This window comes from Halorubrum marinum (assembly GCF_048381195.1).
GTDB lineage: Archaea > Halobacteriota > Halobacteria > Halobacteriales > Haloferacaceae > Halorubrum.
This window is the reverse complement of sequence record NZ_JBLWMM010000001.1, coordinates 343,217-355,616: the sequence shown is the minus strand read 5'-3', so window position 1 is coordinate 355,616 and position 12,400 is coordinate 343,217. Positions and strand designations below refer to the sequence as shown.

Genomic DNA, 12,400 nt, shown 5'->3' with positions numbered 1-12,400 from the left:
ATGGAAGTCCTCGTCTACGGCGCGGGCGCGCTCGGGAGCCTCGTCGGGGGGCTGCTGGCGCGGGTTCACGAGGTCACGCTCGTCGGCCGGGACCCGCACATGCGGGCGGTTCGACGGGACGGGCTCCGGATCGACGGCGAGCTCGACGTCCACGTCCGACCGCGGGCCTGTACCGACGGTGCCCACCGCTCCGCCGACCTCGCGTTGGTGACGACGAAGGCGTACGACACCGATGCGGCCGCGAGGACGCTCGCGACGGGCGAGTACGGGGCGGTCTGCTCGCTCCAGAACGGGCTGACCGAGGAGCGACTCGTCGCGGCCCTCGACTCGACCGTGCTCGCAGGTACCGCGAGCTACGGTGCGCAGTTCGCGGAGCCGGGGCGAGTGACCTGCACGGGAGTGGGAGAGATCACCGTCGGTGCGCTCGCCGGGGGGCCGGACCCGCTCGCCGGACGCGTCGGCGCCGTGTTCGACGAGGCGGGAATCGAGACGACCGTCGCCGAAGACATGCCCCGCCGCCGGTACGAGAAGCTGGCCGTCAACGCCGGAATCAACGGCCCGTCGGCGCTCTCTCGACTCTCGAACGGCGGGACGGTCGCCGGACCAGCCGGCGACGTCGCCCGGGAGGCGGCTCGCGAGGTGGCGGCGGTCGCTCGCGCCGACGGCGTCGCCCTCAGCGCTGAGCGGGCGGTCGACGCGCTCGACCGAGTTGCCGCTGACACGGCCGTCAACCGCTCATCGATGCACGAAGACGTCGCCGCCGGTCGGCGAACCGAGGTCGACGCCATTTACGGCGCCGCAATCGAGCGGGCAGACCGACTCGACGTGCCGGTTCCGACCTGCCGGACGCTCGCGTCGCTGATCCGGGCGTGGGAGCGGGGCGCTGGGGTGCGTAAATAACGGAGCAAGCGGCGGCGGCGGACGGTATCTACGAGCGGTATCTACGAGCGATATCTACGAGCGACGGTGACCTCGACACGACACCGATCTCAACACCACTCTTCGAGGACGGTCGCGTCGGTCTCGTCGACCGAGACCCACGCGTCCTCCCGGGAGACGTCCGCGATCACGAGTGCCGGTCGCGACGCCGAGGAATCGATCGACGCCATGATGTCCGACGATTCGCCCGCCTCGAGCGTCGGATCCGTCGGCAGCGCCGTCCGGCGGTGATCGGGGTCCGGGTCGTCCCAGGGAGTGGAACTCCGTGACATGGTTGTGAATAGTTCACAGTACGTATAAGCGTTCCGAACCGAACCCGACCGGTGTCGGCGGATCGGCGATCCGACGAGAGTATCGACGCCCGTGAGGCGCTTTTCCCGTCAATTGAACGGCGAGTATCGCTCGTGGGCGACGATCTGACGGAGTAGTCAGCGGGCTGTCCTCCGATCCCGAACGCGAACGCGGAGATCCCTCACCGGGCACCTCTGCCGCACGTCTCCGCCGACCCGCTTCTCGAAAGTCCCTCGCCGACCACCTTCGCAGTATACAAGAGGTGCCACGGTGAAAGACGGTGCATGAACGTATCTGACGCCATGACGCCGCGAGCGGATCTCGTCGTCGTCGAGATCCCCGGGAGCCGAAACGACGTGCTGGAGTACATCCAAGAGTACGGCTTCTCCTCGGTCCCGGTCGTGAAAGACGTCGACGGCGATGAGGTGTACCGCGGGCTCGTCTCCCGCGACGACCTCATCGACCAGCCGGACGAGGACCAGCTCGCGCTGTTGATGCGCGAGGTTCCGACGGTCGCCGCCGGCGACGACATCGTCGACGCGGCCGCGACGATGGTCACCGAGGACTCCCGGCGGCTCCCCGTCGTCGACGGCGACGAACTCATCGGCATCCTCACCGTCACCGACGTGGTGCGAGCGATCGCCCGCGGCGAGATCGACGGAGACACGGAGGTCGGCGGGCTCGCGACCCGCGCGGTCAACGCGACGCACACGGAGACGCCGCTGCCGGTCGCGGAACGCGAGATCGGACTGGCCAACGTCCCGTACGCGGTCGTGCTGGACGACGACGCCGCGATCGCCGGCATCCTCACCGAGGTCGACATCCTGGAGGTCGCCCGCGTCGTCGAGGGCGAGGCGAGCACGGGCGACTCGATCGCCGAGCAGGACTCCGAGTGGTCCTGGGAGGGGATCAAGGCCACGGGCGCGCGCTACCTCCCGACCCGAAACGTGGAGCTACCCGCGGAGGCGACGCGCCACTTCATGACCGAGGATCTCGTGACGGTCAACGCCACCCGGACGGCGAAGGAAGTCGCACAGGAGCTCATCAGCAACGACATCGAACAGGTTCCCCTCGTGAGCGGTACCGACCTCAACGGTATCGTCCGCGACGTCGACCTCTTGGAGGGGCTATAGATGGCGGCGGACGAACTCGCCGAGCTGGCGAAGCGACGCGGGTTCTTCTTCGGTTCGAACGGGGCGTACGGCGGCACCGCCGGCTTCTACACGTTCGGCCCGCAGGGCGCGGCCCTGAAAAAGAACGTCGAGGACGCGTGGCGCGACCGGTTCACCATCCGCGAGGGGAACCGCGAGATCGAGGCGCCGACGATCATGCCCGAGGCCGTCTTCGAGGCGTCCGGCCACTTGGAGGGGTTCGACGACATGCTCGTCGAGTGCCCCGAGTGCGGCGAGTCGCACCGCGCCGACCACCTCGTCGAGGCCGTCACCGATATCGAGGACGCCGAGGCGCTCCCCGGCGAAGAAGTCGAAGAACTCATCGCGGACAACGACATCGCCTGTCCCTCCTGCGGGACCGCGCTCGCCGGCGAGTCGGTCGAGGCGTTCAACCTGATGTTCGCGACCGACATCGGTCCCGGCGACGGCCAGCCCGGGTACCTCCGACCGGAGACGGCGCAGGGGATCTTCGTGGAGTTCCCGCGGCTCAAGGAGTACGCCCGCGGGAACCTCCCCTTCGGGATTACCCAGATCGGTCCGGCCTACCGCAACGAGATCTCGCCGCGCGGGGGCCTGCTCCGGCTCCGTGAGTTCACGCAGGCCGAGTTAGAGCAGTTCATCGACCCCGAGGAGGACGAGCCGCCGCTGGACCGCGTCCGCGACGTCGACGTTCGGCTCTATCCGGCGACGGCACAGGAGGCGGAGGACGGCGACTACCTCGACACGACGATCGGCGAGGCGGTCGACGACGGCGTCATCGGCTCCCCGTGGGTCGGCTACTACCTCGGCGTCGCCCAGGAGTGGTACGAGCGGATCGGCGTCGACCGCGACCGCTTCCGGTTCCGCCAGCACCTCGCGGGCGAGCGCGCCCATTACGCGGCCGACTGCTGGGACGCCGAGAGCGAGATCGACGGCGACTGGATCGAGATCGCCGGCTTCGCGTACCGCGGCGACTACGACCTCTCGAAACACGACGAGTACGGCGACGACGCGTTCACCGTCTTCAAGCGCTACGACGAGCCGAAGACCGTCGAGCGCGCGACCGTCGACCCCGACATGTCCGTCCTCGGTCCCGAGTTCGGCGGTGACGCCGCCGCGGTCGCCGACGCCCTCGAAACGCTCGCCGAGCGCGATCCGGAGGCGTTCGACGGCGAGACGGTGTCGGTCGAGGTGAACGGCGAGACTCACGCAGTCGACGCCGACGTGGCGGACTTCTCGGTGGAGGAGGTGACGGAGAGCGGCGAGCACATCACGCCGCACGTCGTCGAGCCCTCTTTCGGCGTCGGTCGGACCGTCCAGACCCTGCTCGTGCACGCCTACGAGACCGACGAAGTCGACGGCGAGGAGCGGACGTACCTCTCTCTCGAACCGGAGATCGCACCGCAGGACGCCGCCGTCTTCCCGCTCGTGACGAACGACGACCGGTTGGTCGCGCTCGCCGACGAGGTCGCCGCCGACCTCCGTGCCGCGGGACTCGCGGTCACGTACGACGACTCCGGCTCGATCGGGCGGCGCTACCGCCGCCAGGACGAGGTCGGCACGCCGTTCTGCGTCACCGTCGACCGCGACGGGATCGAGGGCGATGGCCCCGAGACGGTCACGGTACGCGAACGCGACTCCGCGGCGCAGGTCCGAGTCCCCGCCGACGGGCTGGCCGGGAAGCTGGCCGCGCTCCGCGCGGGCGAGGAGTTCGACGCGGTGTTCGACGGCTGCGAGCGCGTCGAGACCGACGTGGAGACGGACGCGGACTAACTCCCCGTGGCGCTTCCGGCGGCCGACTGGCGCGAGCGCGTCGAGTTCGAGCGGCGCGTGGTCCACGCGGGCGGAACGTTGTACCCGGTCCCGTACCTGCTCGGCTGGCTCTCGTGGACCGAGACCGGGTACCTCCTCGTCGCCGCGCTCGCCGTCGTCACCGCCTTGGAGACGTTCCGGCTCGTCGGCGCGGCCGGGCCGCTCACCCCGCTGTACGACGCCCTGGTCCGCGAGTACGAGGCCGACGGGGTCGCGGGGTACGCGCTGTATCAGATCAGCATGACCGGTGCCGCGCTCCTGTTGGAGCCCACCCTCGCGATCCCGGCGATGTGGATGCTGTCGCTCGGGGATCCGATAAGCGGCGCACTCGGAGATAACGAGGCGACGGAGCCGAAGCGACCGGTCGTCTGGGTCGTCATGTTCCTCGTCTGTAGCGCCATCGCGGCCCCGTTCACCGTGCCGGCGTACGGGACCGGCGTCGGTCTCGCCGCCGCCGTGGCGGGAGGCGCGTTCGCCGCGGTCGCGGACGGGCTCCCGCCGGTCGTTCGGGGCGTCGCTATCGACGACAACCTGACCATCCCGCCGGCCGGCGCGGTCGGAATGCTGCTCGCGCTGGCGGTGTTGGGGTAGGGCGCGAGCGGTGGGCGGGCGGAACAGTGGAGGGTGTGAAGACGGACGTGATACTCGATCATTTATAAGCGAGCAGCGGTGGCGCGAGGAGCATCGCGCGAGGGAGTCGGTGGTCCGAAGCGAAGCGAAGGATCACCGACGAGGCTGGGGAGGCGTGAGGCTGCGGTGCTGAGTGGGGTGGGACTCAAAGGGGCAGTCGCGAGACTGGGGCTTCGGGCGTGTTCACTCCGTCGACGACGACCGACATCCAACCGACTGATCCGCCGCACCGATCTAGTCCCAGAACGACTGCGTCCGCGCGTACTCCCGCTCCTGCCGGAGCACGTCGCGGTAGAACTCGTCTTCGTCCTCGCGGAGCTTGTTGATGATCCGCGCCGCGTTGTGCGGGCCCACGCCTCGCGCCGCGAGGGCGATCACCGCCCGCTTCCCGTGCGTCTGAACGAGGCTCGCGGCCCGGTGCGCGCGCTTCGTCCGGCGCTCCTGCTCGTCGTCTTTCTCGGTCGCCCGGACCGCGGCGACCGTCTCGTCGTCCCACGGGTTCAGCGCGGCGACTCGGGTCGAGCCGCACTCGGGACACTCCGGCTGGTCGCGGACGCGACGCACCTTGGTCGTGTGGTTCCAGTCGGCACAGTGGAGACAAAAGCAGATCACGCGGTCGTTCCGGATGCGCTCGCGTATCGTCTCGATCACGTCGGCGTCGGCGTTCTCGGGGACGAGGAACTCCGTGCCAGCGGAGCGTCCGGCCGTACCCAGTGGGGTCCGCTCCCGGGCGATCGCGAGGCCGAGCGAACCGTCCTGCACGGCTTCGAGCACCTCGGCGGTCTCCTCGACCGCGAGGTCGGCGTGGAACACCTCTCGGAGCGCCTCGTCGTAGACGGGCGTCCCCTCTAGTGCGGCGAGCAGGCGATCGCCGCCGAACCGCCCGCGGCCCTCGCGGTAGCGCTTGACGGAGCCGAACTTCGCGGCGACCTGCGCGAGCGTGAATTTGAGCGCGTCGGAGTTCTTCAAGGCGAGTTCGAGATACGCCTCCAGCCGGTCGGGATCGGTCGTCTCTAGCACCTCGCGAAAGGTGCCGGGGTCGACGCCGTGCGGCACCTCGAACTCGATCCGGTACGGGTCGACGTCCATCCCGATCGACGAGCCGGTGCGCTGGCCGACGAGCGCCGCGAGCAGGCGCGCGAGCGTCTCGTTCACCTCGTGGCCGAACGCGGCGTTGACCGCGACGGTGCGAGCGCTCCCCTCGATGACGATCCGCCGGTCAGTGGGGACCGGATGGCCGGCGTCGACGTGGTCGACGACCGGCGTGAGGGCGGCCGCGATCGTCCCCTCGTCGGCGGGGTACCGCGCGGCGAGGTCTCCCGCGACCGCTTCGGGCGTCGAGCCCGCGTCGAGCGCCGCGGCGGCCTCGCCCCGGATCCGTCCGACCTCCTCGGCGACGGGCTTCGGGACGGGGATCTCTCGGCCGATCCACGAGGGGACCTCTCCCGTCGGGTCCGGAATGGGCGTGACGTTCACGCGCTCTTCCTCCTCGTCGACCTCTGTGATCCGCCACAGCTCGCCGCGCTGGATGAACGTCTCACCGGGTCCGGCGAAGTTGACGACGAACCGCTCGTCGAGGGTGCCGATCTGCCGCCGCGAGGACATGTCGTACACCTCGTACGTCGACTGGTCGGGGATCATCGAGAGGTTCGCGTAGAAGTACTGCCACGTGCCGCCCGACTTTTCGAGGGTGTCCGTCTCCTCGTCGAGCCACAGCAGCCGGTTGCCGTCCAGTTCGCGGACGATCTCCTGAAACCGCGGCTCCGAGAGGTCGCGGAAGGGGTAGGCGTTCGTGATCGTCTCGTACGCCTCGCGGGCGTGGACCTCGCCCTCGTCCATCACGACCCCGACGATCTGGTTCGCGACCGTGTCGAGGCTGCCGTGGTGAATCGTCGCGGGCTCGACCAGTTCGGCGTCGGCGCGGCGGGCGATCGCCAGCGCTTCGAGGGTGTCGTCGCCGCCCTGCGTCACGACGGTCCCCTCCGACACGAGGTCGCGGCGGTGGCCCGCCCGGCCGACGCGCTGGAGGAGCCGAGCGACCTCGCGGGGGCTCCCGTACTGAACCACGTGGTCGACGCGCCCCACGTCGATCCCGAGCTCCATTGATGACGTGCAGACGAGTCCGTCGAGATCGCCCGATTTGAACCGGTCTTCGACGTCGATCCGCACGTCCTTCGAGAGCGAGCCGTGGTGAACCTCGATCTCGGTGGGATCAGGAGTCCCGTCGTCCGCAGGTCCCCGCTCCCGCTCCGCGAGCGTCTTGAATCGCGAGCCGAGCGCCTCCGCGGTCTGTCGCGTGTTGACGAAGATCAGCGTCGACTCGTGGGCGGCGACGATCTCGCGGATCGTCCGGACGTGGCTCGCCGTCGTCTCGTCGACCGCCAGTTCCCCGGCGAGAGTCGTGTCGCGGTCCGTGATCGGTGGATCGAGCACCCGCACGTCGGTCCGGCTGCCAGCCGCGACCTCGACGATCTCGAACTCGCGGTCGCCCTCGCGGGTCGGGTCGCGTCTCCCCGCACCGACGAGGAATCGACCGACCTCCTCGGGGGTCCCTACCGTCGCGGAGAGGCCGATCCGCTGGAACGGGCCCGCCACGCGGCGGAGGCGTTCGAGGCCGACGGTAAGCTGCGCGCCGCGCTTCGCGGAAGCGAGCTCGTGGACCTCGTCGATCACGACGTGCGCGACGTCTTCGAGACCGACCCGCATCTTCGAGCCGGTCAGGATCGCCTGGAGGCTCTCGGGCGTCGTGATCAACACGTCCGGCGGGTCGTCGGCCTGCTTGCTCCGCTGGTACTGGGTGGTGTCGCCGTGGCGGACCGCGACCTCGACGTCGAGCCGGTCGCCCCACCACTCCAACCGGTCCATCATGTCGCGGTTGAGCGCCCGGAGGGGCGTGATGTAGAGGGCCGAAATTCCGTCGCGGGGTTGGTCGCCGGGCGAGTCGCGGGCCGCGACGATGGCGTCGAAGACGGGTAACATCGCGGTCTCCGTCTTTCCGGTGCCTGTCGGGGCTAAGACGAGCGCGTTCTTGCCCGCGGCCAGCGGCGGGATCGCCTCTCGTTGGGGTTCCGTGGGCGTGGTGAAGCCCTGTTCGGAGAGGGCCGCACGGACCTCGCTCCCGAGGTGCGCGAACGCGTCCATGCCCAACGGTTCCGCCATTACCTGATCGTCGAACGTTGGGCGCTCAGCCGATTAAGGCCGTCGTTGTACGAAGTTCGTGTAGTAGAGAGTGTCACCGATTCGGACCGAACTGTCGCCAGATTCCCAGTCGCCGGCGTCCCTACGTCCCCCCGCCCTCGCTCGTCGCGTACCTCTCGTGAGCCCCGCTGTCGAGGATCGCCTCGATCTCGTCGACGACTTCCAGCACGTCGGCGAAAGCCGTGTATGGCGCAGCCGGGCAGACGCGAACCACGTTCGGCGGCCGGAAGTCGACGATCACGCCGCGGCTTTTTAAGGCCACACTCAGCCGCTCCGCCTCTGGGTGTTCGAGAGCGACGTGGCCGCCGCGGGCCGCGTGCTCGCGGGGCGTTCCGACCGCGACTGCGGGGAGGCGGTCGTCGACTAAAGCGATCAGGAAGTCGGTGAGCGCGAGCGATTTCGCGCGGAGCCGATCGATCCCGACCTCCCGCAGGAGTTCGACTGACCCCTCCAAGGGCGCGGCGGCGAGCAGCGGGGGCGTCCCGATCTGCCACGCACCCGCGGAGTCGGCGGGCGTATACTCCATATTCATCTCGAACTGCGTCGCCTTCTCGTGGCCCCACCACCCGGCGAGCGCGGGCGTGAGCCCGTGGTGGCGCTCGGCGACGAACAGCGCCCCGATCGAGCCCGGTCCGGCGTTGAGATACTTATAGGTGCACCAGACCGCGAAGTCGACGCCGGCCGCGCCGAACTCGTGCGGGACCGCCCCCGCGGAGTGGGCCGCGTCGAACCCCGCAAATGCGCCCGCCTCGTGAGCGGCCTCGGTGATTCGTTCGATGTCGAACAGCTGGCCGGAGCGGTAGAGCGCGGTCGGCATGAAGGCGATCCCGATGTCGTCGTGGGAGTCGAGCGCGGCCTCGATATCCCGCGGGTCGATCGTCCGCCCGTCCCTGCTTTCGACGACCCGGAGCTTCTCGTCCGGGTCGATCCCCCGCTGTCGGAGCTGTGCCCGGATCGCGTAGTGGTCGGAGGGGAAATCGAGGTCGTTGACGAGGACGGCGGGGGTCGTCGCCGTGTTCCAGTCTCCGTCTGCGGCCGCGGTCCCCGTACGCTCCGGCCCGTTCCCCGCCAGCAGCTCGTCGAGGAAGGTGCCGATCAGGGTGTGGAGGTTCACCGTGATCGAGTTGCCGACGACGACCTCCGCGGGGTCCGCGCCGACGAGGGGCGCGAGCGCGTCGCCGAGCCGCTCTCCCACCTCGAACCACGGCGGGTCGGCGTCGGTCCACCCGCCGATCAGCCGCTCGCGCCACTCCTCGACGACGCGGTCGAGGCTCGCGAGGGCGGCGTCGCTCGCCGGGCCGAGCGAGTTGCCGTCCATATACAAGACGTCGTCGGGGACGTGATACCGCTCTGCGAACGAAGAGAGGGGGTCGGCGTCGTCGAGGCGGGCGGCGAGGACGGCCGCGTCGGAATCGTCGAAGTCGGCCGGGTCGCCGTCGACCGGCCCGTCGCCGTCACCCGCGCCGCCGACCGGTCCGTCGGCGTCGAGGGCGTCGCGGGCGGGGGCGTAGGGGTCGTCCATACGCGATCCGGTGTCGCCGCCGACTAATCGCTTCCGGGCCGCCGATCCCGGTTTAAAAAGGAGCGTCGGGTCGCTACTCGACGATGTCGATCGCGGGACGGCCCGGCTCGGCCTTCCGGACCACCGAGTCGTCGGCGTCCGCGGCGCGCTCGACGCGCACCGGCGCGTCGAACTCGCGCTCGATCAGCCACGCCGCCGCCCGAAGCGCGTCGTACTCGTCGTCGCCCGACAGGGTCTCCCGGAGCGCCTCGCGGTTCGCCTGCAGGTCCTGCCCGTACGAGGCCGCGTCGTCGCCCCGCTCGCGGATGTGCGGCTCCCCCATCAGCTCCGAGATGAGGTTGTCGGCGTCGCTGTCGATAGCGATCGCCAGCGCGTCGTACTTCCAGTCGGGCGCGACGACGACGTCGATCCGCTCGGGGTCCTCGATGCCGGCGACCTCGACGATGTCGCGCACGTCCTCGCGGGTGTTTTCGACCAGCCGCCGCCGCTTCTCGACCGTCTCGCGGTCGACGGTCGCGGTCGGCCAGTCGGCCTCGACGACGAAGCCGTCGCGTTTCAGGGTGTTCCACAGCTCCTCGGCCAAGTGCGGAGCGACGGGGGCCAGCAGGCGAACGGCGACGTCCAGCCCGCGTTCGTACGTCTCTGGGTGCGGGTCGGCGTACTCGCGGTAGCTCCGGAGCGTCCCGACCAGGTCCTGCGCCTCTCGCAGGGCGACGTTGAACGTCAGGTCGTCGTACTCCGCGCCCGCGATAGCGACGGCGGCGTCGACCTCGTTCGCGACGTAGTCGTCGACCGTGTCGCGGTCGGCGTCCGAGTCAGCGGTTTCCGTCCCCCCCTTCGCGTACCCCTCGACGAGGTCGCTCAGGCGGGTCAAGAATCGGTGCGTCGACCTGACGCCCTCCTCCGACCAGTCGAAGTCGCGCTCGGGCTGGGCCGCCTGCATCATGAACAGGCGGGCCGTGTCGGCGCCGTACTCCTCGACGATGCGCTGCGGAGAGACCGTGTTCCCCTTCGATTTGGACATCTTCTCGCCCTCCAGTTGGACCATTCCCTGCGCCAACAGGTTCGTGAAGGGCTCGCGGTGCGCCAGCTCCTCTTCGTCGGCCAACACCTTGGTGACGAACCGCGAGTACAGCAGGTGCATCACGGCGTGTTCGATGCCGCCGACGTACTGGTCGACCGGCATCCAGTCGTTCGCGCGGTCCAGATCGAAGGGCGCGTCGTCGAGGCCGGGCGAGACGTACCGCAGGAAGTACCACGAGGAGTCGACGAACGTGTCCATCGTGTCCGTCTCGCGGGTGGCGGGCTCGCCGCACTCCGGACAGGTCGTCTGCTTCCACTCCCCGGCGGCGTCGAGCGGGTTTCCGGTCGTGTTGATGAACTCGGGCAGCTCGACGGGCAGGTCCTCCTCGGGGACCATCACCGAGCCGCAGTCGTCGCAGTGGACGACCGGGATCGGGGTGCCCCAGTAGCGCTGCCGGGAGATCCCCCAGTCGCGCAGCTGGTACTGGGTGCTCTCCTCGGCGCTCTCGATATCCGCCGTCAGGCGCTCGCGCGCCGTCTCGCTGTCGAGCCCGCTGTACTCGCCCGAGTTGATCAGAACGCCGTCGTCGGTGAACGCCTCCTCGCTCACGTCGGGTGCCTCGGGAACCGTCTCGCCGTCCCAGTCGTCAGGCACGGGGGCAATAACGGGGCGGATGTCGACGCCCATCTTCTGAGCGAAGGCGTGGTCGCGCTCGTCGTGAGCGGGCACCGCCATCAGCGCGCCCGTCCCCACGTCCGAGAGCACGAAGTCGGCGACGAAGACGGGTATCTCCTCGCCCGTGGCGGGGTTGGTCGCGGTGAGCCCGGTCTCGACGCCGTTCGGCTCGTCGCCCTCGGGGTCCGCCTCGTGGTGGACGAACTCGTGGACCGCGTCGTCCTCGGCGGCCAGATCCTCGCTGATCGGGTGGTCGGGCGCGAGCGCGAAGAACGTCGCCCCGTGGAGCGTGTCGACGCGGGTGGTGAACGCCTCGACGGGGCCGTACTCCCGCGGCTCGGTTCCCTCACCGCGTCCGTTCGAGGCGCTCCGCGCCTCGCTTATGTCGAAGTCCAGCGTCGTCCCGTACTGTCGGCCGATCCAGTTCCGCTGCATCTGCCTGACCGAGTTCGGCCACCCGTCCAGGTCGTCGATGGCCTCCAACAGCTCGTCGGCGTAGTCGGTGATCGACAGGAACCACTGGTCCAGCTCGCGGCCCTCGACGGGAGTGTCACACCGCCAGCACAGCTCGTCGTCGCCCTCGACCTGCTCGTCGGCGAGGACGGTCTCACAGGAGGGACACCAGTTCACCTCGGCGTCGCGGCGCTCGACGAGGCCCGCCTCGTGGAAGCGCGTGAACAGCCACTGGTTCCACCGGTAGTACTCGGGGGTACAGGTGGTGATCTCGCGGTCCCAGTCGTAACCGAACCCCATCGACTTCATCTGGCCGCGCATCGTGTCGATACAGTCGAACGTCCAGTCGCGGGGGTTGGTGTCGCGCTCCTTCGCGGCGTTCTCGGCCGGGAGGCCGAACGCGTCCCACCCCATCGGGTGGAGCACGTCGTCGCCGCGCATACGGCGGTACCGGGCGTACGCGTCCGTGATAGTGTAGTTCCGGACGTGGCCCATGTGGAGCTTCCCCGACGGGTACGGGTACATCCCCAGCACGTAGGTGGGGTCCGTAACCTCGTCCGGCGTGTGATACACGGAGGCGTCGTTCCACGCCTCCTGCCACCGTTCTTCGACCGCCGTGTGGTCGTAGCCCTCCTGAGACATCTGCTTATATACTCGTGGTCGGGTCGGCGTCGTATAGCTTTCCATCCAGTGGTGCGCCGTCTC

At 69.5% G+C, this 12,400-nt stretch carries 8 protein-coding genes; 4 read left to right on the top strand and 4 right to left on the bottom strand.

All coding sequences use genetic code 11. From position 1 onward, the window contains the following. The gene (locus tag ACNSN4_RS01755) at positions 1-900 is read left to right on the top strand and encodes a ketopantoate reductase family protein (protein ID WP_418284045.1); all 900 of its coding nucleotides are present in this window, start codon (positions 1-3) and stop codon (positions 898-900) included. Positions 901-989: 89 nt separating this feature from the next. Here ACNSN4_RS01755 and ACNSN4_RS01750 read toward each other — a convergent pair whose 3' ends face one another. Beyond that, the gene (locus tag ACNSN4_RS01750; RefSeq protein WP_418284044.1) at positions 990-1,211 is read right to left on the bottom strand and encodes a DUF7556 family protein; all 222 of its coding nucleotides are present in this window, start codon (positions 1,209-1,211) and stop codon (positions 990-992) included. A gap of 303 nt (positions 1,212-1,514) precedes the next feature. Here ACNSN4_RS01750 and ACNSN4_RS01745 point away from each other — a divergent pair, with 303 nt between their 5' ends. The 3 genes from ACNSN4_RS01745 to ACNSN4_RS01735 are packed head-to-tail and all read left to right on the top strand — an operon-like array spanning position 1,515 to position 4,784. After that, the gene (locus tag ACNSN4_RS01745; RefSeq protein WP_418284043.1) at positions 1,515-2,363 is read left to right on the top strand and encodes a CBS domain-containing protein; all 849 of its coding nucleotides are present in this window, start codon (positions 1,515-1,517) and stop codon (positions 2,361-2,363) included. Continuing rightward, positions 2,364-4,154: a glycine--tRNA ligase gene (gene glyS, locus ACNSN4_RS01740; RefSeq protein ID WP_418284042.1), complete on the top strand. Its 1,791-nt coding sequence runs from the start codon at positions 2,364-2,366 to the stop codon at positions 4,152-4,154. Between the two features lie 6 nt (positions 4,155-4,160). After that, the gene (locus tag ACNSN4_RS01735) at positions 4,161-4,784 is read left to right on the top strand and encodes a dolichol kinase (RefSeq protein ID WP_418284041.1); all 624 of its coding nucleotides are present in this window, start codon (positions 4,161-4,163) and stop codon (positions 4,782-4,784) included. Positions 4,785-5,057: 273 nt separating this feature from the next. Here the strand turns inward: ACNSN4_RS01735 and ACNSN4_RS01730 are convergent, their stop codons facing one another. The 3 genes from ACNSN4_RS01730 to leuS form a co-directional block, all read right to left on the bottom strand. Then, positions 5,058-7,982: a DEAD/DEAH box helicase gene (locus tag ACNSN4_RS01730; RefSeq protein ID WP_418284040.1), complete on the bottom strand. Its 2,925-nt coding sequence runs from the start codon at positions 7,980-7,982 to the stop codon at positions 5,058-5,060. A 121-nt stretch (positions 7,983-8,103) separates the two neighbouring features. Then, positions 8,104-9,543 (bottom strand): kynureninase, encoded by a 1,440-nt coding sequence (gene kynU, locus ACNSN4_RS01725; protein WP_418284039.1) that lies wholly within the window; start codon positions 9,541-9,543, stop codon positions 8,104-8,106. A 73-nt stretch (positions 9,544-9,616) separates the two neighbouring features. Then, positions 9,617-12,337 carry a leucine--tRNA ligase gene (gene leuS / locus ACNSN4_RS01720; RefSeq protein ID WP_418284038.1) on the bottom strand — a complete coding sequence of 907 codons (2,721 nt, stop codon included), beginning with the start codon at positions 12,335-12,337 and terminating at the stop codon, positions 9,617-9,619. Between the last annotated feature and the right edge of the window lie 63 nt (positions 12,338-12,400).